Consider the following 21,171-nt stretch of genomic DNA (forward strand, 5'->3'; position numbering starts at 1 on the left):
GTCCTCAATAACGTTGGCTGATGTGGAAACTACGTCCGATTGCTTTGTTGGAAACACCAAGCTGGACTTTTATGTAAAGGGGCTGAGGATGCTCAGGAAGGGGGACCAATAGCACAATGGCCGTCGCACCTCTCGGCGAATCCAAAATAATTTCCTCATATGGATGCTCTGCATCGAGAAGGTCCGCGATGTAGTCCCACGCTCCCGCATCCGTGAAATAGTAGCCGGGTATGTGGGGGTTCAGGACGACCCGCGGATTCCAGTCACAAGGGAAGCCAACAAAATGACCGCCTTTACGACGGCAGTTCGCCCTCAGTTGGCGAAAACTTTCAGGATCCACCGTTAGCACCCGGTTTTTGTCACGATTTTGGAATCATATGATTTTTTATGACCATTTGTCAACGCATGTTTGCGGCGCACGCCATACAACTGGATCATATGATCCCAAAATAGATGATTGCAAGCTTGCTCCGATTTCCCGCCTCGGACCGACCGTATGCGCTGCGCACCTATAACGAAGCTACCGCCCTGATCCCACCAACGCCGCCAGCGCTCCCTAACGTGCGCCTCCAAGCTGCCGATCCTTGTGGATTGAGTACAGTTCGAATTCCGCGGCCGCGCCGCGTACGAATCCGAAAGCCTGGAATTGCCCGTCAAAGGGTATGAGCTTGCGCAAGAGCCAAGTCACCTCTGCGACGCCTTCTCGGAGGTTCACGGGCGCTTCCCTGACAAGAACTTGCCCGCTATGCAGGAGTTGATCTTTACGGCTTAATCTAGATGCCGGCGACCGCGGGCCCGAAGACGGCACTTGGAATTTGTCGCAACGCGAAAACCGCTGGACAAAATAAGTTCAAAGTTAAACGAACCAAATCCCGGGTAGTTCAAAGTTAAGTGAACCATGGATTCAAAGTTGGATGAGCAACGAGACCGGAAAGCTTCATCCTGGCGTCATGCCTAGTTCAAAGTTAAATGAATCTCGACACCGAAATACCTGTCGAGATGTCGAGATTCACTTAACTTTGAACCTTGTTCACTTAAGTCTGAACCTTGCGTTGCAGCAAAAACCCGACTCCAATAGATAGTTTCCTTTTAAAACATATGCCTACGCGCTTCGCGCCGACGTCCACCCGGCGTTATCGGTGCAGGCGCGGACGGCCATTCAGAGAATCAGCGCACCACAAGATGCGCGACCGTCCTGGCAGGGAAAACCCCTATCCGATCGGTGGCCAGAAGTGTTTGCCAGCCTTCATGCTTTCAGGAGGCGGCCGCAGGGTTGCCAGATTGGACCAGAGCGTTGTCGCCAAGGACAGCCCCGACAACGCCAGCCAAACCCGCGCATATTACGGGCGGATGGCATCGGGCGTTCTGGCTCTACTCACCTCACGCGCTACTCGACGGCAGAACCCCAGCAGATGTTTTTATGCACAACCCCCAGCGGGCCATATCGATCGCGATACGTGAGTTTGGGGAAACTTCCAATGCGCGCTGGTGAGGACGCACAGGAGCGGTTATCGCTGACAAGGGCTACGACTCCGACGCCTTCGTGCAAGAGATTCGGGCGACCCGCGCGAAGGTTGTCACCGCGCCGCGTTCGAATCGCAAGACAAAGCGCTACTACTGTGGGCTGTACCGTACGCGCAACCTGGTCGAGCGCTTCTTCAATCGCATCAAGCATTTTCGCCGTGTCTCCACTCGATATGACAAGCTCGCCGACAGCTATCTCGTGTTTGCATCGCTTGCCTGCGCGTTTGGGCCGGTCGTAAATGTGAACATCACCTGGCGAACGGATACCGTGCATCAGGTGTATTGGCCTGGACCGGACCTGACAGGCAGTCGTCTGCGCGCGTCAGCGCTCCACATCCGGTTTCCTGCCCGCGTCACCAAGGTCGCGGGCAGGTGCCGTGCCTCGACCTGCTGCGCGGTCGCGACCGATATCGCGGATACGCTCATCATCGGGCGCACGCGCTAGTTCCGGCGAGCGACCGACGTCCCGGCCATCCTGCTGCACGGGCATCGTTCGCACAAAATCCGTTATGCCCACTGCCATTCTGCGATCGGCCGGCGCAGACGAGGTCGCCATCGCCTGCGCCAGTTCACGCCATGCGGAAAATACCCCCGCGTGCGCCTCGAGACCCTCACGCCGTTGCACGCCGTTCACTGACGCGCGCCAGTACCGGGGCATTTCACCGCGAGCAACCATATGCACGACCGCCTGCTTCGGATAGCGATGTGTGGCACCACGCGTGCGCCTGGACGTCGCGTTCGCATCGACCCCCTGCGCACGCAACTGTTCGGCGAAGCGCTCGCGCCAGCGCTGCAGATCCTTCTTGCGTGGGTTCAGACGCCGGCCATCCACGCCCCTCACCTGGACACTCAGATGCACGTGCGGATGCGCCTCATCGTTGTGCGCCGCAAAGACATAGCCTCGACCATCGCCAAACTCGAGCGCCGCGAACTCGCGTGCTGCATCACGCACGGCCTGCCGGTCCGTGCCCGGCGGCATCGACAGCAGGACATTGAACACTTCGCGACGGTGGCTCTCCTCCGGGATGCCCCAACCGCCAAGCTGCCACGCATCGGTGAGGTCGTGCAGCGCCGCTACCCTGCAGGGCAGCGTCGCCCCACCGCCGATGTCGCTGCCGCGAATGCTGTGCGACATATTTGGCTTCGCTCATGCCGATGCATTCTCGTTCGCACAGCAGCATTGCGCCTCCACACTCGGCGCGCTGCGCATCATCCACGCGATGTTTATCGCGCGCCCCGCGCTCAAACGCGTGCTGCTGGTAGGCGCCGACGTGATGCCGCTGCCCTCGGAGCGACTGATGGACAGTGCAGGGCTGATGAGCGATGGCGCCTGCGCGGCGCTCATTGAGCGAGACGCGCCGATTAACCAGTTCCTCGGCCTGGCCACCCACGCAAGTGGAGACGGCTGGAGAGGTGCACTGGGAAATGAGGAATCGCGGCTCGCTGCACAGTATTTCCTGGATGCCCGCCGACTGATCACAGAAGTTGTCGTCGACGCGCATTTCACACTGCCGGCGCTCCAGCGCGTCCTGCCGCATCACCTGGACCTGCCCGCATGGCATCGTGTTCTGGAGTCACTTGGTCTGTCGCACGAGTGCCTCTTCAGCGAGAACTTTGCCCGCATCGCGCACGTGACGGTCAGCGACCCCATCATTAACCTCACCGACTGCGCCGATCTCGTGGCAGGCAAACCATTCCTGCTGTTTGCGCATGGCGTCGGCGGATTTTCAGCAGCTGCGCTGTTTCTGCGCTAACCACCCATTACCGGCGATTACACGCGCACCGGGTCTGCCTGGCTCGGCATGTCCTTATCCCGTTGACTCCGGATGCCTCGCGTCACCCGTGCCAGGATCATCGCCATCGCGAATCGCCTCGCACCACGAGAGGGCCGCCAACCCGGATCCGGATACCGGATCGCAGCACATCGATACTCACAGCCTGCAGGCATCAACTGGCCTCCGCACGGACGCGTCGCGCACCCCACGGGGACATGACGAGGGGCTCTATGGCATGTCCATCGACAGGACAGCTTCGTCCTCGATGATCTTTGTTTCTGCAATGCGGACTCGAAAATTCTATAATGCGTTTCAAACTGCTGTCGCAGGTGGGCATTTTCATCGCGCCGGGCGTTCCCGAATATCCATAATCGGATCCGGCCTGCCGGAAGTCGCTTTCGACAGGCGAAACCGGGCCTCTGCCTGGCCTTCTCGCCACCGGAAATACCTGCAGGCATGCTTACGGTTCCTGCGACATGGCGCGGGAAACCTCTCTTGCCAGCGCCAACTCTCAGACCTGCAGGAGGGCGGCCCAAGGAAGCGATGATGAAACATGCCCTTCGATGCCGCCACGATGGGAACCAACCCCGAACATTGCAATGGGGCGCAGGTGTCCGGGCGCTATTGTCCGCGCTCATCATGCCGTTCGCATGCGCCGGTGATCTAGCTTCCCTTGTAGATTCGTTCGGCGATGCCGCGGATGCGCTCGGGTTTCCTCATTACGTGATCAGCAGAACCTCACGAACGCGCTCCGCCTCGCCGCCCGGCACAACCCTGGAAATGATCTGCGCACGCTACCCCGATCCCTGGGTGCAGCACTACCAGCAACGCGGCTACGCAGCTATTGATCCGGTTCATCGCGCCGCTTTTACACATGCCCTCCCATATCGATGGCTCGACATCCCTGATCTGAGCCAGATCGAGCGGCGCGTTCTCGATGAAGCGCATGAAGCGGGGCTGCCCGGCGGAATCAGCATCCCGATCCATGACCCGGGGGGAAGCATTCTCCTGGTCAACCTGTCGGGCCCCTCGACGGCCGTAAGCGACGCGGTCAATCCGAGGCTGGCCTACGTGATCAGCACACAGTTCCACTTCGAACTCGAGCGACTCACCCGGTATCAATCTCTTTCCACCTCGCAGCATCTTTCGCCGCGCCAGCGCGAATGCCTGACATGGGTAGCACGCGGAAAATCATCATGGGCCATCGGCAAGATTCTTGGCATCTCTCACCATACGGTTGACTTCCATATCGCTGAGGCCATGAAAATCCTGAATGTCAGCAGCCGCACGGCTGCTGCGGTCAACGCCATGGTGCAGGGGCTTATCCGGCTCTGAAAACCGGCCCTGCCCTCTCCCCAATCCTGTTTGCATTTTCACCGGCCCGCCCGTGACGGCGGCTGCCGCCCGTGCATCGTCGGGCGCTAAATACAACCCCCATGACTTACCAGTTCCGGGGCTGCCGGAGCCCTGGTAGCTTCGGCGTTAATGGCTAACGCGGGAGACCTGAAATGCCACACATCGTTGCCGGCCGGCTGGATGATCTGCCATCGGATATTCGCCTCGGCCTGGGTGCCTACCGCTACCGGATTTTCGTCGAACGTCTTGGTTGGGAGTTACCTGACGTATTGGAAAACGATGCATCGGAATGGGACCAGTTCGATGAGGGTGCCACGGTCCACCTGGTTGCCCTTTCCACTGAGCAGCATATATGCGGTTGTGCCAGGTTAATGCCAACGACTGGCCGTTACCTGCTCAGGGATGTGTTTCCGGAACTCATTGGCCCAAACCCGCTTCCTTCATCGCCGAGCGTGTGGGAACTTTCCCGCTTCGCCGGATCAGGAAGCCCATCGTGCACTGGCCGGACGCGAGATCACCGTGCGCCGGGCATGCACCTGTTTCCCTATGCGATGGCTGTCGCCCTGGCGTTCGGCGCGACTCAGGTAATCGGTGTTGTTTCGCACTCCGTCGAACGCCTCTACAGGCGCTTTGGCCTCGACCTGCAGCGCATCTTCCCGGTCAGTCCGCCCAGGGATGCGAGTGTTATCGCCTGCGCCGTCGAACTATCGCCCACAACCTTTGAAAATCTCCATTGCAATCCTGATGATCTGGTGCGCTCAATTGCCTGGTTCGGACAACCGCCCGCGCCAGGTGCTCCCGTGCGAAGGGTCACCAACGGGTCGCAAATTCAAGGATTACCCGATCAAGCAAAACGGGACTGTCAACAGCTGGTCCGGGATCGGGAATGATGCCGGTTGTCGGCATCTTTCACCCAGTCTGGTCGAATCGCTGACGCATACGCCTGACCGCTGCGTGATGCCTCGCCATTAGGTTGCGCGCTCAGGTTGAGGCGCTCGTCAATGGCCCTGGCAACGGTAGACGATTTCGGCGGCATATTCTGATCGCAATCTGCCCAGAAAGCATACATTGCATCGAAAAGCACGGAGAGCACAGAAGTGACGTAAGGGAGGCGAATGACGACACCGCTCCCTGAAACGTTCTGCCTGTCGTGGCGGGGCTGACCACTCTCGCCTTGAGCCGGCATCATCCACCGAACGGACTCGAGCTCCCGCTCCAGACGTTCATCGACGGAATAATGCAAGGCAACCGAATGGGCCAGCACCGCTCGCAATTCCGCTACCTGCAGCTCCCTTGACGCAAGACATTTTGTCAGTCGACAGATTTCTGCTTCGGCACGCTGCACCCGTCGCAGCAGAGTTGCTGAAGCACCGGGGCGCATGGAAAAGTCTTCGCTTCCAGACGATTGCCATGAGTCTCTGAATTGTTCCATGATACGTCTCGCATTGAATGCAACATGAAATTGCAGCACACCGCGTATATTCATCGCGAATGAAGGGATAACAGAGCGCATCAGTGCCTGCCGCCGCCCGTACCCACAGGTGGTCAATAGATGCCGCCGGCGCCGGCTCCGATGCCCCGGCACATCGCTCAACCGCTGGCATATGTTTTCGTTTTTCCCAGACGGATCGTCAACTATGAAAGTAGGCAGGTTGCTGAAAATCTTCGTGCTCCCAGAGAAAAAACTGAGACCTGGTGTCTCATTCCCTCAAGAAAAGCCTCTACGCTGTTACCCAGACGTTGACGGAGAAGAACACGCAGCCTGTTGCAAACTGAGGTGCGTGAAATCAAGCACGATCGCGATTCTGTCGAGACGGTACCTGGTCGCGGCCTGATGGGCAATCTCGCGAGATGGACCGGCCGAGCAGTTGCACTCAAAGTCGGTTTTGGAGATGCATAACCCTTACACTCTGCTATTGGGTTGTCCGGTAGACCTCCTGCGCCAATGCACTCATAGCTCCGAATGCACGCACATGGCATAGCGCGTTCAGTTTATCAACGACCAAGGGGAGTCTGAATGGCAACACTGGAAGAGATTCAGGCAAAGATGAAGAAGCTTCAGGCGCAAGCCGAGGCTCTGGCGGCGAAGAAGGTCCAGGCCGTTGTGGACCAGATTCGAGACCTGATGCTCAAGCATGGTTTGACGACATCAGACACGACTGTCGGTTCCATTTGAGCTCAACGCATCGACACGTGCCCGAGTTCCGGCGGGAATACCCGCCACACGCCGTCGCGGTGCTGGAAAAAAGAAGACCGCTACTGAACTTTCTGGGTACAGCGCCTCGACTCGAACGCAGCGGCTTCCGTGCGGATGCGCCCGAGCGCTTCGCGTAAGGCGAACTTGCGAAGTTGCGCTCGGCGCGAATCATTTTTTGATCAACTTACGCAACGATGTCTCTGCGATGCTCATCTGTCTCCCTCATTGAATAACGCCGCCTCGAGCGGCATCGAGCCGCGTATCGTCGCCGGGCTCACCGCAATCGAAATGAAAGTCTGATTGCTGCGGCGACCCTACCTGGCGCGCGAGCCCCCTTACTGGCCAAACGGCTTCTTGACGGTGAGCCTGTTGGTGACGGACGTTACCCCCGGAACGCCTTTTGCGATCTCGGCGACCTTGTCGATCTGCGAGGCATCGACCACCGTCCCGTCAGGCGTCACCGCTCCTCCCCTTGCAACGACGCTGATGTTTCCCGCGGCTTTCTCCTTGTGGCGGCGTACACCTTCCTGCGCAGCGCGCGATTGGCCTGCCGCGTCTCGTTTGCCGTCACGCCAGCGGACGCCGCAATGGCGGAACCGCTAGATGCAGCGCTCTGTTCGCTGGTCTGAGACCATGTGTGAACGGATGCGAGCGCGATCAATATGCCACCGGCCATCCTGAGTACCGTGCTTGTTTTCATTGAGTTCTCCAGTTGTCGTGCGTCACGGGATCAGAAGCTGTGGCGGATGCCGATCATGGCCGCGGTGGTCGACGTGCCAGGCGCAACAGGCTGGCCGTACACGATCGTCTGGTTCATGGTGCCCTTGTTGTCGACGTACCCGACCTGTGCGTAGGTGAGCGTGCTCTTGGACAGGCTGTATTCGGCGCCCACGGCAAATTCATCCGAGTGAGTGGCCGAATTGTTCCGGTCCTTCAGGTAGTAGAAGCCCGAGGTGACCCGGAAAGCCGGTGTGAACCTGTAGCCGAGTCCTGCGGAAACCATCTCATAGTCGACGTGATTGGCGTTCGCCGGGTTCTTGCCAATGCCATATGACGTCGACACGGAGAAATCGTGAAACGTGTACTTCGCGCCGAGGTAGTAGAAGCGGTTATCGAAAACAGGGTTCCACCTGTAGGTTCTTGCCGCCGTCAAACTGGACATCGATCACTCGCGAACAGGCCGATCGGCGACCCGATTCCTCGAATTTTCTTTGCAATCGTCCCCCAGGGAAATCCCTTGATCCACTGGCAGCCGCGAGTATTTCGCTCCAGCCTCGACACGATGGCCGTACGGCTGGTGGAAGAGACGAGAGCGCCAAGGCGACGGCGCACCCTCCCCGGCAATCAAGCCGTCGTGACGCCGGCGAGTTCGCGCGATGTATGAGTGCGTAGGCGCGGCGTCACGAAGTCGAGGAACGCACGCAACTTCAACGGCAGGGGCGCTTGCCCTTTATGCACGAGATTGATGGGCAATGGCGCCGACTCAAAAGTGTCGAGCACGACGCAAAGCGCGTTGTCACGTATAGCGTCTGCAACCTGGTAGGACAGCACACGTATCAGTCCAACGCCGCGAATCGCGGCTGCGATAGCTGCCTCCGCCGTATTGACTGCAAGCCGTGAATGAACGGGCACGGACAGCTCTGACTTGCCGGACCCGAAAACCCAGGCGCGCATGGACGCGAGGACCTCGAAGCTAATGCACTCATGCCCGGCGAGATCGCGTGGTCTGGCCGGCACGCCATGCGTTGCCAGATAGCCGGGACTTGCACATATGACCCGGCGGACCGTTCCGACTCGCGTCGCCATCAGCGTGCTATCGGGCAATTCGCCAATCCGGATCGCGACGTCGGCGTGCTCGTCCATCAGATGCACGACGCGATCCGTGAGCACGAGGCTAATGTTGATCTCCGGATAGTGCGCGAGAAAATCCGCAACCACCGGCACGACGTGCAAGCGCCCGAAAACGACGGGCGCGGTGACCACGAGCTCGCCTTTAGGCGAGGCGTATTCACCCGTCGCCGCGCGCTCGGCCTCTCCAATTTCTTCAAGAATGCGCCGGCACGCAGCCACGTATGAACTCCCGGCTTCCGTCAACGAAAGTTGTCGCGTCGTGCGGTGAAGCAGACGCGTCTTCAGATGCGACTCCAGTTCCCCAACCTTGCGGCTGACCGTTGCCAGCGGCATGCCGAGGCGACGCGCAGCAGCCGACAGGCTGCCCGAATCAACGACAGCGACGAGGGTAGACATGGACTCAAGACGGTTCATGGAGCCTATCAAAAAGTGGAAGGATGATTCCCAATCGTGATGGATTCTCTTTGTAAATGCAAGTGTGTAACGTTCGACACCAGGCTCTGGAGCGCAGCATGTCGCTGCAAATGCTGAAGAGATCGAAATATCAAGGAGAATGCCGTGAGCGGCCTGCCCACCACACCCGTTAGTCCACCTACGCCCGCGGTAGCGTCGCGCGGCAAGATCGTAATGATGGCGATCATCGCCGGCGCGGTGATCACCAACATCTATTGCACCCAGCCGATCCTGCCGCTGATCGCGGCGGGCCTGCGGGTCAACCTGACGACGGTCGATCTCGTCGCCGGCTCGGCGCTGCTCGGTTTCTCGAGCGGGCTGGCGTTGCTGTTGCCGCTTGGCGACCGCTTCGATCGGCGCAAGCTCGTGCTCGGTCAGATCGCGCTCGCCTTCATTTTCGCCCTGGCGGCGGCGTTCGCGCCCGGCATCTGGGCGCTGATCGCGGCTTCCTTTGGTCTTGGCATCGTCAGTTGCGTGCCCCAGCAACTCGTGCCCTTCGCGGCCGTCATGTCGCGGCCGAGCGAGCGAGGGCGTAACGTCGGGACGGTCGTCAGCGGCATCATGGTCGGTATCCTGCTCGGCCGAACGATCGCCGGCGTGGTCGGCTCGGCTTACGGATGGCGCGCGGTCTACGGGCTCGAAGCAGTGTTCATGGTCCCGGTCTGGATTGCCGCCGCTTCGCTCCTGCCGCGGGGTGTGCCGTCCACGAATCTTTCCTGCGGACGCCTGCTTGCATCGCTGTGGCCACTGGCGCGGGACAATCGTCCGATCCGTGAATCGATGATTATCCAGGCGCTGTTGTGGGCCTGTTTCAACGCGTTCTGGGTCAATCTGGCGGCGCTTCTTGCGAGCGGACCATGGCACCTCGGCAGCGCGTGGGCAGGCGGCTTCGGCATCATCGGCGCAGCCGGTGCGTTTGCCGCTTCACTCGGCGGCCGCGCCTCCGACAAACTGGGGTTCCGCACTGTCATTGCGGCCAGTATCGGCATCGTCACGCTTGCCTACGTGCTTCTCTCCGGCGCGGCGACCTCGCTCACGTTCCTGGTGATCGGCGTCATCGTGCTCGATATCGGCGTGCAGGCCGGGTTGGTGTCCAACCAGACTCGCGCGTTCGCAGTCGATCCTAAAGCGCAGGGCCGCATCAACAGCCTCTATATGACCGCCACGTTCTTTGGCGGCGCCCTCGGTACGATCGTCAGCGGCTGGCTGATGACCCGCTTCGGCTGGACGGGCATCGTCGCCTTTGGTATCGCGCTCGGGCTTATCGCTTCCGCAATCCACTGGATCGGCACTCCTCGCAGGACAGCGGACCGGCAAAATCCGCGTCCCGACACGTCGATCACGGCGGGCCGGATCTCATCGAACCCAGATTGAGCTAAGCCATAGAGAATCGGGTGGCCGGAGGGCGCCGTGGGTCAGGTTGCCGCCGGCTTTGAAATTGTGGGACTTTTATGATTGGCATTGTGCGCATTGCGCGCGACAGCCAGACATCAGTTTGCAAATTTCTACATTTCGACTATCATTGAAATATGGAAACAAGCCAAACCATTACCGCACTGGCTGCGCTTGCGCACGAATCAAGGCTCGCCGTCTTTCGCGCCCTCGTGCAGGCTGGCCCGCAAGGCATGGCTGCGGGCCAGATCGCCACGCTGCTGGACGTAGCGCCATCGTCCCTTTCCTTCCACCTGAAGGAGCTGGCGCACGCGCAGCTCGTAACGGGGCGCCAGGAAGGCCGGTTCGTTATCTATTGCGCGAACTTTGCCACCATGAACGGCCTGCTGGCCTACCTCACCGAAAACTGCTGCGGCGGCAACCCCTGCTCGCCGGCATCGGTGTGTTCGCCCGCCGGGGAGAATCAGTCATGAAGCGTTTTCACGTTCACGTTGCCGTCACCGATCTTGCCGACAGCATTCGCTTTTACACGGCGCTGTTCGCGGCTGAGCCGACTGTCGTCAAGGGCGATTACGCCAGGTGGATGCTTGATAATCCGCGAATCAATTTCGCTATCTCGCAACGGGGAGCAGCCCCGGGCCTTGATCACCTGGGTGTGCAGGTCGAGAGCGAAGCGGAACTCGCCGAGATGCACGTGCGCCTTCAAGACGCGCAATTGCCGGTCGATGAGCAGATTGGCACTGCCTGTTGCTACGTCCGCTCCGACAAGTACTGGACAGTCGACCCGCAGGGCATCGCATGGGAGTCGTACCACACGCTGACCGATATCCCGGTGTTTGGCGAATCGCACGATGAACCGGGCAGCAAATCCGCTGACGATGCTTCCGCATGCTGTGCGTCGGCGCGAGGCACGCCAGTTGTGATCGCGGTGAAGCCTTCTTCGTCGTGCTGTTGAGGCCGGACCTGATTGACGAGGAACAGATGACGTCCAATGTGTTAATCCTTTGCACGCACAATTCGGCGCGTAGCGTGCTCGGCGAGGCGATGCTGAACCACTGGGCAGCAAAGCTCGGAAAAAACGTTCGCGCCTTCAGCGCCGGCAGCGCACCAGGTGGTGACCTCAATCCCTTTGCAGTTGAAGTGTTGACCAACGTGGGCATCGACGTGAGCGGCTATCGCAGCAAGAGCTGGGACGAGTTTGCCGGCAAAGACGCCCCATCGATGCGTGTCGTCATTACCGTCTGCGACAACGCAGCCGCCGAGACGTGTCCGTACTGGCCGGGCAGTCCCGTCAAGGTGCATTGGGGGTATGCCGATCCGTCAGACGCGCGGGGTGGCGATGACGGTAAGCGCATCGCGTTCGAACTGACCCGTCAGGCGATCGGGTACCGCATGCTGCAACTCCTCGCGCTGCCCTTTGAGACGATGAGCGATGCGGACCTTCAGCAAGCCCTGACCGTCATTTCAGGGAGTTGAGCACCATGGTCGATCTGCGGCGTAAGGTTCTCGCAGAGCTCGTGGGCACAGCATTGCTGCTCGCTGTCGTGATCGGTTCCGGCATCATGGCCGGGCGCCTGGCGGGAGGCAATGTCGCGATCGCCTTGCTCGCCAATACGCTGGCCACGGTCGGCGGGTTGTATGTGCTGATCGAGGTGTTCGGCCCTCTGAGCGGCGCGCACTTCAACCCTGCCGTCAGCGCCGCGATGGCAATTCGAGGCGAGTTGCCCGCGTCTGAACTGGTGCCGTACGTGGCTGCCCAACTGATCGGTGCGATTCTCGGTGCGTGGCTCGCCCATGCGATGTTCGACCTGCCGATCCTGCAACTATCGACCAGGGTGCGCGCCGGCACCGGTCAGTGGATTGCCGAAGCAGTAGCGACCGCCGGTCTGCTGCTGGTCATTCTGCGTGCGCCAGCCGGGCGTGCATCCTCAATGGTGGCGGGCTATATCGGTGCGGCCTACTGGTTTACAGCATCAACGTCGTTCGCAAACCCGGCCGCAGTGTTCGGTCGCATGTTCAGCAACAGCTTTGCCGGCATCGCGCCGGCCAGCTCGCCGGGCTTTGTATTTGCCGAACTGGTCGGTGCGGCGATCGGTCTGACTCTTCACGCTGTTTTTGCGCCGGGAAGGCATCGCAAAGGCCACCCAAATGTGCTCGAGGCTTCAGGAGAGCAAACGAAGATTCACTGATATGGGCTTTGTGAATTCGCTCGCGAGCGCGAAGCGTAGCGGGCGCGGCGTGGATCTCTGCTGCCAGCTGGCGGACATTTTCAGATCCGGCTCGAATGCCCGCAGCCGCACTGTGACACTCTCGAATCCGCGCCGCCCGCCTTAAAGAGGGTAGTCAGAAGCCGCTTCTTAACGTATTCAGCAAGTTGCCGACAGATTCGTGCTCGTTAACGGCGTTGATGATGTCAGTGAGGAACCAGGGCAAAATTAATTGCGTATCGGGATCGCTGGCACTGACGCTGAGCACCGGTGGCTTTGACGTGGAGTCAGCATGCGTCACACCGTGGTTAGCGCACGGGATGCATGTATCCGTGTCGGCCGGAATATGCCGGGCCGTCTGCTTGCTGGCGGGCGGCCAGGTCGAGGAGCAGCCGGCAGCGAGCACGACAAGGGCGGCGGTAGAGCGAAAGGACTTCATGAGGTGAACTCCAGCCACGTTACTTTGACAAAATGGCTGGTGACGGGTTCGTCAATGTACGGTCTCTATCGTAGTCACGCAGGCTGGAAAGCCGCGATGAACCAGTTCGCGGTCCTCTACGAGGACCGCTTCACCAGGACTCATTTGTAGAATGCAATTGATGACCTGCCAGACGGCAGGCTTTTATCTGCCTTGCACACAAAAATTCCGACACTCCGTTTCCCGTGTGCGGGTGCCGATTCCAGTTGAACGCCGATCTGCTAGGCACCAATTTGATAAGGGCGGGTCATGACTTCAAGCAAATGACCGTCAAGATCGTCGAAATACACTCCCCGGCCACCGTTGTGCTGATAGGTTTCGCCGGCACGTTGTTTGCCGGGGTCTGCCCAGTACTGAAGACCTCGGTCACGCATACGAGAGAAGACCTCGTCGAATTCCTCTTCACTGACCAGAAACGCGTAGTGCTGCATGGAAATCGCGCTGTCGCTTTCGAAGAAGTCGAGCGAGACGCCATTTGCGAACTGAACGACCAGCATCTGCCCAAACTCGATAGGGCTCGGCACCTGCAGGATGTCCATGAGGAACCGTGTCGATTTCTGCTTGTCGCGGCACCAGACGATAGTATGGTTTAGCTGTACGCTCATTTCGCGACCCTCACTGGTTGTGACCGAATGTCTGTTCTGGCCAGGAAAGGACTCTTGTCTCGCTACGGATACAAGATAGCCGAAGCCCGATCGCATTCAAGTGAAATGCAACTACGACCGACGTGACGGCCGGACCTGTACCACGCGAACTTCCGAAGTGGACTCGAGGCTGCCGGCCGTCCTCCGCGATAACAGACCTTCGCGAATTTCGCACGTCGACCCAAAGACGTCGATGGCGGAGCGCACAAGGTTTTTAGGGCGGCGTATGTGCCCTGATGACCTATGCCTCGAATTGCGTTCCAGGTCTGAATCTGCCAGCAGCATTTCACCGAGGCATCCGCCGCCACGTGATCTTTCACGACATGACGCGGCCGCCGGCCACATCCAGGGTCACGCCGGTGATCCAGGATGAGGCCATGGACAGCAGGAAGAGCGTCGCAGCGACGACATCTTCTGGACGACCCAGCCGACCCAGCGGGAAAGCGGGGATCATCTGTCGCTCCTGTTCGTCCGTGATGGCCTGCCGGGTTCGCTCCGTGAGGACCGCCGATGGCGAAACGCAGTTGACCCGGATGCCGTGCCGGCCCACCTCATGCGCCAGATGACGTGTGAGCATGATGACCCCGGCCTTGGCGGCGCCATAGCCGGCGGGTGCACCGGCGGCAATCCTGCCACCTGCAGACGCCATGTTGACAATGCATCCGGAACCGCGCGCAATCATTGCGGGCAGGAAGCATTTCAAGGTGAAAAATGTGGACGTCAGATTGTTGTCAATGCTTGAGCGCCAGTCTTGTTCTGTGATCTGCTCAAACGGCACCGGCCGACCGGTGCCGCCGCCGGCGAATGCCACGACGAAATCAGGTGCGCCAAGTTCAGCGTCGACGCGTACCCGCATCTCCTCAACCGAAGACAGTTGGGCACAGTTCGCGGGCGCAGCAATCGCTTTCCCTCCCGCGGCGCGCACGGCGTGCACGGTTGACAGAATCGCCGTTTCGTCGCGACCGTTGACGGCAACTTTCACGCCGTTCTTCGCAAGTGCCAGGCACGTTGCGGCTCCGATTCCACGTGAGCCGCCGGTAACGACGGCGACCTTTCCCTGAAGATCGGGAAACGTGGGGATGACTGACGGTGGTGTGGCCATGGTGGCATGCCTGCTGGTAGTGTTGATCGGACTCTAAGGCGGATGTAGACTAAAAACAAATCATGTGTTTTCGGTCTACGCATAAATATTTTTATGTCTCAGCTGCTCTACCTTCGAAGCTTTCTCAGCGTCTACCGGCACAACTCGATTTCGAAAGCTGCCGACGCACTCCATCTGACTCAACCCGCTGTATCGCGACACATCAAGGTTCTGGAAAATCACCTGGCGTGCAAGCTGTTCGAGCGCCTGCCGCGCGGCCTGGCGTCGACACCGGCTGCCACCGAACTGGAGCGCCAGGTGGGATCCCACCTGGACGCGTTGCAAAGAGTCGTAGATTCAGCAGGCAGTAAGAACGCATCGCTGGAGGGCATCATTCATGCAGGATCAACCAGCGGCTTCGCAAAACTGATCTTCTCTGGTCTCGCGACCCTGCCGCAGTATGGAATCCGTCTCGATTTGCGCTCGGCACCGCCCCCTGTCCTGATGAAGGCTCTAGTCGACGGGGAACTGGATTTTGCCGTGACACCGGCACGAATTCCCCACAAGGCAGTCGAATACGATCTCCTGTACGAAGGCGCCTTAATACTGGTTTGTGCGCCACGCTGGCGTGAGCGATTGCTCCGGACAGGTGCGCCAGGCGGGGTGCCGCTGATCGAAGTCCAGGGTCCGCTACCTGCGCTCGCCAGCTATTGGCGCGTGGCATTCGGGCGGAATCCGGACCTCCCCTCGGTCACCGTCCCGGACTATCAGGCAGCGCTTGACGCTGCCGCTGCAGGAACCGGACTGTCAGTCGTTCCCGAGTGCCTGTGCAGCGACATGCTGCAAACGGGTCAGTTGATCGGTCGAAATGCCAGAGCCAAGGCTCGAATATCCCTCTACATAGCTCGCAGCAAAGGGAGCGCTGGAGTCGACCGGGTCAATGTGAGTCGTCAACTTCTTCTCGACGCAGCACGAAACTGGTAGCTCAGTAGTTGCACGGCCAACTTTTATCGCTGGACCTATGCAATGACCGCTTCAACTGAGGCGTTCGTCCCATGCGACGAAGGTCCTATCCTCGCAATTCCGGCGAGCTGACCTTACCCCGCCGGGCGCACCACTCGTAAGTTGGCTGGCTCGCCGGTTTTGGTTGATGCAATTGCCGGAATTGGTCCGACGCGTAGAGCGACAGCTCGGGAAAAAATCGCCATTGACAACCAGTTACCATCAACGGAAACTGGTTGTCATTCGGTGAAGCGTCCTCAACGACCTGCCGCCTATTACTTTCTTCAGGGGAAAATCATGCCCGCGTTTGAACCACTCGATCCCCGCATGCCGCTCAGCCAGCAACTCGACGAGTCGGTTTCGCCGGCCGTCCTGGTCAATGTATTCACTGTCGATCCGTCCGATGCCGACGCGTTGCTCGCCGCATGGGAAGCTGACGCAAACTGGATGAAGCAGCAGCCCGGCTATATCTCCACGCAGTTGCATCGCGGCATCGCCGGCAGCAGCGTCTTCATGAACTACGCCGTCTGGGAATCGGTCGCGCACTTTCGCGCTGCATTCACGAATCCGGAGTTTGCCAGCAAGCTTCGCGCTTACCCGTCGAGCGTCACGGCCAGGCCGCACCTGTTCACCAGGGTCGCCGTACCCAACCTCTGTACCGACTAGTCGAGGCTAAATTTGGATCGCAAACATATCGCGCCGGGCGACGTCCTGACCCAGATCATGACGACGGTTTTTCGGGTCAACTCGCTTCTCCTGGACAAAGGCGATCAACTCGTGGCGCCCCTGGGTATGACGAGCGCGCGCTGGCAGGTCATGGGCGCGATCGCTTTATCCGGCCGGGCACTTTCATGCCCGCAGATTGCAGCCGCGATGGGATTGACCAGGCAGGGCGCGCAGAAGCAACTGAACCAGGCGCAACGAGACGGATTGATTGCGGCGCAGGATAATCCACGCCACGAACGCTCGCCCCTCTACGAGCTGACCGACGCTGGCCGTTGCAGTTACAACGCCGCGATCGCTTCCGAGGAAGTGTGGGCGAAAGCGCTCGCTAAAACCATGACTCAACCGGACCTGGAAATTGCGCTGAATGTACTTGAGACGCTTGCTGCCCGCCTGCAGTCGACACCTCTTCCGGTGGCGTCATCGAATCCATAGTCCTGGAGTCGGAGCGTATTTTCCGGCCGGGCATGTAACTGTCCAGCGTCCGGTCCTGCCCGGTAGCGACACTTGATCGGCCTGATCCAAACCTTTCTTTTTCCTTTCTGTTGAGATCTAATAGGCGCCGTCCCTCACCTCAACGGAACAGCATATGTCACCCTTTATGCAAGGCGCAGTCACCCTCGGCGGCTGCATCAGCGTTTTTGCCCTCGTGGTCGGCGTGATCGAAATGCTCGCTAACTGAGACGGCGGCCCGCAGCGTGTGCGTTCGAAGAAGGGTATGCGGACGTCTAGCTGCAATCGGCCAGCCCGGCCATCATCGTTCGCGATGCTCTGTTTCGGGCTGCCGACCGGCAGGTGATCAGTTCCGCCCATAAGTTTTATCGAGCACGGCGAGCGTCGCTTCGCGTAGCCTTCGTGCACGCTCGACGGCCTTCGCCGTCTTCGCCCATGTCTCCATCGGCACTTCGATGCTGATCGGCACACCGTCAGGCAGCGCCAGCAGAATGCCCGCGAGATCAAGGCCACCCTCGCCCGGAATCAGCCGCTCGCAACGCGCCTGATAGAGCAGCGTCTCAAGATCCTTCGGACGCCCGGCGGGCGCATCGCAGAACTGCAGGTAGCCGAAGTATTCGCGCGGCAGGGAACGCAGCTCATCGGTCGATGAGCCCGCGCGATCGAAGTGAATCGGATCGACGATGAGACCCGTGTTCTGCTTCCCGGACGCCTTCACGATGCGCGCGGCCTGCGTGACGTCTTTCGCGTCAGTCCAAGGCATCGGTTCGAGAGAAGGCGTGAGCCCGAACGGCGCGGCAAGATCGCACAATTGCGCCAGGTGTTCCGCTGTACGCACTTCGTCGGGATCGTTGCCGGCCACGAGCAGATAGCGCGCGCCAAGTTCGGCCGCGGTTTCGAGCATCGGCTTGTAGCCGGCAACGTCGGTATCGGGCTTGAGGCGAAGAATCTCGGCGTCGAGCACGCGCACGCCGGTGTCCTTCAGACGCGCGAGCGTCTCGCGTTTCAGCGGCGTATCGCCGATGAAGTCGTAACGCACTTCATGCGCGGTCGCGGGTAGAAGCCGAAGGCCGACGAAATCGTAGCCGGCCTCGGCCGCGCACTCGACCATCTGCGGCGGCGTCAGTTCGATCACCGTCAACGCAGCAAGCGACAACGGGCGATGATTGTGCTGTGACATGTCTTCTCCATTTAGCGCAGCGGCAAATCGGCTTCATTCGCGCCTCCCCGCTGTGTGATTCCCGCTTTAACGAAATATCTTTTCGTATTGCATTGAAGCTGGACGTTGCCGTCAGCGCGTGGACAGCGGCATCGGGTCCGCCGCCTGTGCTGTCGTGCTGACGGTCTCTAACCCGTCATTACCTTCGTAGTCCGTCGCACCCGCCGCGTGGCGGCCCGCCACATAACCGAAGGTCATGGCCGGACCGAGATTGATGCCGCCCGACGGGTAGACACCGCCCATCACACTGGCCATATCCGTCCCCACCGCATAGAGGCCGGCAATCACGTTGCCCTCCTGATCGAGCGCCTGCGCGGAGCCGTTCGTCTTCAGGCCGGCGAACGTTCCGAAGCTGCCCGGGAACACCTTCACCGCGTAAAACGGTCCCTGTTCGATCGGCGCGACGCACGGATTCAGGCCCTCGTGCAACGGGTCACCGCCCTTGCGGTTATACGGTGTCGAGCCGCGTCCGAAGTGCGGATCCTCGCCGCGCCGCGCGTACTCGTTGTAGACCTTGACGGTCGCAGCCAGGCCTTCGGGCGCGATACCGCAACGCCTTGCAAGTTCCTCGATGGTCGCGCCGCGCTGCAGATAGCCACGGCGGATGAACGCGCCAACCGGAACCGGGAAAGGCCGCGCGTAACCGAGGCCATACCGGCGCAGAAAACGGTGATCGCAGATAAGCCACGATGCGACTTCCTGCTCTTCAGGCGCCGCCGCAATCATCGCCGAGGTGTAATCGTAGTAGCCGTCCGCCTCGTTCACGAAACGCTTGCCGCTGGAAAGCACACCAATCACGCCAGGCTTTGCACGGTCGATGATGTGCGGGAAGTGGCCAATGCTTCCGTCCGGATGCGTGACCCTCGATACGGGAGCCCATGCCGCAGCCGATGCGACATCCGTCACGAGATAACCGCCCGCGGATTCACCAAGCGTGATGCCGTCGCCCGAACAGCTCTCGGGCGGCAGCGCCAGGTGTTCACGGCCAGTCGGCGTGCGCGGGAAGAGCGCCTTGCGTCGTTTCACGTCGTTAGGGAAGCCGCCGGCCGCGAGCACGACGCCCTTGCTCGCGCGAATTTCGACTTCGCCCTTTGCCGTCGTGACCACCGCGCCGCGTACCGCACCGTTTTCTAAAACGAGACGCTTTGCAGGCGCGGACTCCATCAGCGTGACGCCCAGGTTCTCCGCCGACTTCGCGAGGCGCGCAACCAGCGCGACGCCATTGACCAGTTGCATCGCGCGGCCGTAGCGCGCCAGATCGAGCAGATGCCGCGTAAAGCGCTTCGTCACGTGAATGAACGACTTGAGCGAGCGCGTCATGCTCAGGAACGCCATGAGGTCCGCACCGGCCATGATCGGCATGCCCATGAACGATGTCTCACGCATCGTCTTGCGCAGACGCTTGATGAGCGGCCCAACCTGCCGTCCGTCGTACGGCGCGGCAATGACCTGATGGCCTTGAGTTGCTGCGCCTTCAACGTTGCCGTGAATATCCGGAATGCCATTGCCGTCGACGAATTGCAGCGCCGTGTGCGCTTCGAAAAAGGCGACCATGTGCGAGCAGTTGTTGAGAAACGCGTCCACCCGCACTGGATCGTAGCGCTCACCCAGCTCGTTCCTGAGGTAAGTGCGCGGCTGTTGCGGGTCTTCGATAATCCCCGCGCGCCTCGCGAGCGGATTGCCTGGCACCCACATCCAGCCACCCGACCACGCGGTCGCGCCGCCAAATACGGCATCTTTCTCGACCACCACCACCTTGAGACCATGCCACGCCGCAGTGACAGCGGCGGCCAGACCCGAGGCGCCGGAACCCACGACGAGCAGATCGCAATTCATCAGCGCCGGATTGTTCATTTCCACAGTTGCTACGAGATGAGCCCGTGTCGGGCGCTGAGTGCTGCCATGGCCGGGTTCATCAGGGCGGGAGACCCCGGAATGAGATGACTGATTTCCTCTACTGCTTCCAGAAGGAGCGGCGCGTATTCGTGCAGGCGCGCTTCGGTCAGGCGAAACACCGGGCCCGCCACGCTCACCACACCGATTGCCTTGTCGCTGACCGGGTGCACGAGCGGCGCGGCCATCGCGGACATCCAGTCCGTGAACGTCTGGATCGCGACCGCGTACCCGCGCTGACGGGCCAATGCAACGCGTTCGAGGATTTCCGCACCTGTCTGCGGCGCTGCGGGGCCAAACTCATCGGGCGTGCCCAAACCCTGCGCTTCAACGAGAGCGAGTGCTGCTTCGTCGCTCATGCACGAGAGCCACGCATAACCTGTGGCCGAGCAGGACAGTCTCGCTTCCATGCCCATGTCCGGGTCGTACCGCAGCCCGGAGCGGGCACCCTGCGCACGGGCCACCCAGGTCAGTCGCCCGTTGTCCGCAACCGCCAGTCGCACCAGTTCACCGGTTTCCATCGCGAGCCGGTTGATCACGGGCTGGACAGCATCCACGAATCCGCTCACCGACAGATGCCGAAAGGCAAGGACCTGAATCTTCGAGGTCAGGACGTACGTCCCGCGCTCCTCTTCCTGACGCACGTAGCCGTGACTGGAAAGCGACGTCAGCAGCCGGTGCGTCGCGCTGCGAGGAATCCGCAGGTTCTCCGAAATAGCGCTCAACGGCAGCCCGTCCGCACTCTCTGCCAGTAATTCGATGATTGCCAGAGCACGGTCCAGGATGCCGGAGTAGCTGAGCTCCTGCGAAGTGCTTGCCATTTTTGCCTCCCTGGCGTGTCATCTGCGGCGTAAACATCGAGTGGAATTTCATCCCACAATATATGGAACACTATTCCACATTAAAAGGACCGGTGTCAATAT

The 21,171-nt window shown here is 60.3% G+C and carries 21 protein-coding genes and 4 pseudogenes; 13 read left to right on the plus strand and 12 right to left on the minus strand.

Features of this window, described 5'->3' with window-relative positions:
* Positions 1-4: 4 nt before the first annotated feature.
* Positions 5-340: a hypothetical protein gene (locus tag P3T16_RS11390; protein WP_429342365.1), complete on the minus strand. Its 336-nt coding sequence runs from the start codon at positions 338-340 to the stop codon at positions 5-7.
* Positions 341-1,495: 1,155 nt separating this feature from the next.
* Between P3T16_RS11390 and P3T16_RS11395 the strand changes: the two are divergent.
* A pseudogene (locus P3T16_RS11395) lies at positions 1,496-1,771 on the plus strand (transposase); the annotation flags it as partial.
* 75 nt (positions 1,772-1,846) lie between these two features.
* Here P3T16_RS11395 and P3T16_RS11400 read toward each other — a convergent pair.
* Positions 1,847-2,659 (minus strand): relaxase/mobilization nuclease domain-containing protein, encoded by an 813-nt coding sequence (locus tag P3T16_RS11400; RefSeq protein WP_429342366.1) that lies wholly within the window; start codon positions 2,657-2,659, stop codon positions 1,847-1,849.
* Between P3T16_RS11400 and P3T16_RS11405 the strand changes: the two are divergent.
* From P3T16_RS11405 to P3T16_RS11415, 3 genes and pseudogenes are all read left to right on the plus strand, one after another.
* A pseudogene (locus P3T16_RS11405) lies at positions 2,601-3,278 on the plus strand (3-oxoacyl-ACP synthase); the annotation flags it as partial. The gene P3T16_RS11400 and the pseudogene P3T16_RS11405 overlap by 59 nt on opposite strands.
* A gap of 567 nt (positions 3,279-3,845) precedes the next feature.
* On the plus strand, positions 3,846-4,634 hold the full coding sequence (locus tag P3T16_RS11410) for a LuxR family transcriptional regulator (protein ID WP_429342367.1): 789 nt from the start codon (positions 3,846-3,848) through the stop codon (positions 4,632-4,634).
* A gap of 173 nt (positions 4,635-4,807) precedes the next feature.
* Positions 4,808-5,545 carry an acyl-homoserine-lactone synthase gene (locus P3T16_RS11415; protein ID WP_429342368.1) on the plus strand — a complete coding sequence of 246 codons (738 nt, stop codon included), beginning with the start codon at positions 4,808-4,810 and terminating at the stop codon, positions 5,543-5,545.
* Here the strand turns inward: P3T16_RS11415 and P3T16_RS11420 are convergent.
* On the minus strand, positions 5,518-6,168 hold the full coding sequence (locus P3T16_RS11420; RefSeq protein WP_429342369.1) for a hypothetical protein: 651 nt from the start codon (positions 6,166-6,168) through the stop codon (positions 5,518-5,520). The genes P3T16_RS11415 and P3T16_RS11420 overlap by 28 nt on opposite strands.
* A 504-nt stretch (positions 6,169-6,672) precedes the next feature.
* Between P3T16_RS11420 and P3T16_RS11425 the strand changes: the two are divergent.
* Positions 6,673-6,810: pseudogene (locus P3T16_RS11425) on the plus strand (H-NS family nucleoid-associated regulatory protein); the annotation flags it as partial.
* A gap of 377 nt (positions 6,811-7,187) precedes the next feature.
* On the opposite strand, the pseudogene P3T16_RS11430 reads toward P3T16_RS11425, so the two are convergent.
* From P3T16_RS11430 to P3T16_RS11440, 3 genes and pseudogenes are all read right to left on the minus strand, one after another.
* A pseudogene (locus P3T16_RS11430) lies at positions 7,188-7,552 on the minus strand (BON domain-containing protein).
* Between the two features lie 30 nt (positions 7,553-7,582).
* A complete protein-coding gene (locus tag P3T16_RS11435) occupies positions 7,583-8,005 on the minus strand; it encodes a porin (protein WP_429342523.1) in 423 nt (140 codons plus the stop codon).
* A gap of 191 nt (positions 8,006-8,196) precedes the next feature.
* The gene (locus P3T16_RS11440) at positions 8,197-9,117 is read right to left on the minus strand and encodes a LysR family transcriptional regulator (RefSeq protein ID WP_429342370.1); all 921 of its coding nucleotides are present in this window, start codon (positions 9,115-9,117) and stop codon (positions 8,197-8,199) included.
* A gap of 144 nt (positions 9,118-9,261) precedes the next feature.
* Between P3T16_RS11440 and P3T16_RS11445 the strand changes: the two genes are divergently transcribed.
* The 5 genes from P3T16_RS11445 to P3T16_RS11465 all read left to right on the plus strand — a co-directional run bounded on the left by P3T16_RS11445 (position 9,262) and on the right by P3T16_RS11465 (position 12,737).
* Positions 9,262-10,530 (plus strand): MFS transporter, encoded by a 1,269-nt coding sequence (locus P3T16_RS11445; protein WP_429342371.1) that lies wholly within the window; start codon positions 9,262-9,264, stop codon positions 10,528-10,530.
* A gap of 155 nt (positions 10,531-10,685) precedes the next feature.
* The gene (locus tag P3T16_RS11450; protein ID WP_429342372.1) at positions 10,686-11,021 is read left to right on the plus strand and encodes an ArsR/SmtB family transcription factor; all 336 of its coding nucleotides are present in this window, start codon (positions 10,686-10,688) and stop codon (positions 11,019-11,021) included.
* Positions 11,018-11,503 (plus strand): ArsI/CadI family heavy metal resistance metalloenzyme, encoded by a 486-nt coding sequence (locus P3T16_RS11455; RefSeq protein ID WP_429342373.1) that lies wholly within the window; start codon positions 11,018-11,020, stop codon positions 11,501-11,503. Before P3T16_RS11450 ends, P3T16_RS11455 begins: the two co-directional genes overlap by 4 nt.
* 26 nt (positions 11,504-11,529) lie before the next feature.
* Positions 11,530-12,024 (plus strand): arsenate reductase ArsC, encoded by a 495-nt coding sequence (locus P3T16_RS11460; RefSeq protein ID WP_429342524.1) that lies wholly within the window; start codon positions 11,530-11,532, stop codon positions 12,022-12,024.
* A 5-nt stretch (positions 12,025-12,029) separates the two neighbouring features.
* Positions 12,030-12,737 (plus strand): aquaporin, encoded by a 708-nt coding sequence (locus P3T16_RS11465; protein WP_429342374.1) that lies wholly within the window; start codon positions 12,030-12,032, stop codon positions 12,735-12,737.
* A gap of 154 nt (positions 12,738-12,891) precedes the next feature.
* Here the strand turns inward: P3T16_RS11465 and P3T16_RS11470 are convergent, their stop codons facing one another.
* The 3 genes from P3T16_RS11470 to P3T16_RS11480 all read right to left on the minus strand — a co-directional run bounded on the left by P3T16_RS11470 (position 12,892) and on the right by P3T16_RS11480 (position 14,979).
* Positions 12,892-13,194, minus strand: coding sequence for a hypothetical protein (locus P3T16_RS11470; RefSeq protein WP_429342375.1), 303 nt, complete (start codon positions 13,192-13,194; stop codon positions 12,892-12,894).
* A 260-nt stretch (positions 13,195-13,454) separates the two neighbouring features.
* Positions 13,455-13,838, minus strand: a complete 384-nt coding sequence (locus P3T16_RS11475; protein WP_429342376.1) for a VOC family protein — start codon at positions 13,836-13,838, stop codon at positions 13,455-13,457.
* Positions 13,839-14,193: 355 nt separating this feature from the next.
* On the minus strand, positions 14,194-14,979 hold the full coding sequence (locus tag P3T16_RS11480; protein WP_429342377.1) for an SDR family NAD(P)-dependent oxidoreductase: 786 nt from the start codon (positions 14,977-14,979) through the stop codon (positions 14,194-14,196).
* A 93-nt stretch (positions 14,980-15,072) separates the two neighbouring features.
* On the opposite strand from P3T16_RS11480, the gene P3T16_RS11485 reads away from it, so the two are divergent.
* The 3 genes from P3T16_RS11485 to P3T16_RS11495 all read left to right on the plus strand — a co-directional run bounded on the left by P3T16_RS11485 (position 15,073) and on the right by P3T16_RS11495 (position 17,118).
* A complete protein-coding gene (locus P3T16_RS11485) occupies positions 15,073-15,942 on the plus strand; it encodes a LysR family transcriptional regulator (protein ID WP_429342378.1) in 870 nt (289 codons plus the stop codon).
* Between the two features lie 315 nt (positions 15,943-16,257).
* The gene (locus P3T16_RS11490; protein ID WP_429342379.1) at positions 16,258-16,626 is read left to right on the plus strand and encodes an antibiotic biosynthesis monooxygenase family protein; all 369 of its coding nucleotides are present in this window, start codon (positions 16,258-16,260) and stop codon (positions 16,624-16,626) included.
* A 12-nt stretch (positions 16,627-16,638) separates the two neighbouring features.
* Entirely contained in the window at positions 16,639-17,118 is a 480-nt protein-coding gene (locus P3T16_RS11495) for a MarR family winged helix-turn-helix transcriptional regulator (protein WP_429342380.1), read from the plus strand.
* Between the two features lie 364 nt (positions 17,119-17,482).
* Here the strand turns inward: P3T16_RS11495 and P3T16_RS11500 are convergent, their stop codons facing one another.
* The 3 genes from P3T16_RS11500 to P3T16_RS11510 form a co-directional block, all read right to left on the minus strand.
* On the minus strand, positions 17,483-18,316 hold the full coding sequence (locus P3T16_RS11500) for a sugar phosphate isomerase/epimerase family protein (RefSeq protein ID WP_429342381.1): 834 nt from the start codon (positions 18,314-18,316) through the stop codon (positions 17,483-17,485).
* A 111-nt stretch (positions 18,317-18,427) separates the two neighbouring features.
* Entirely contained in the window at positions 18,428-20,209 is a 1,782-nt protein-coding gene (locus tag P3T16_RS11505) for an FAD-dependent oxidoreductase (protein ID WP_429342382.1), read from the minus strand.
* 11 nt (positions 20,210-20,220) lie between these two features.
* Positions 20,221-21,069, minus strand: a complete 849-nt coding sequence (locus tag P3T16_RS11510; protein WP_429342383.1) for an IclR family transcriptional regulator — start codon at positions 21,067-21,069, stop codon at positions 20,221-20,223.
* Between the last annotated feature and the right edge of the window lie 102 nt (positions 21,070-21,171).

The sequence above is a fragment of the Paraburkholderia sp. GAS42 genome, from assembly GCF_050436565.1.
Classification (GTDB): Bacteria; Pseudomonadota; Gammaproteobacteria; order Burkholderiales; family Burkholderiaceae; genus Paraburkholderia.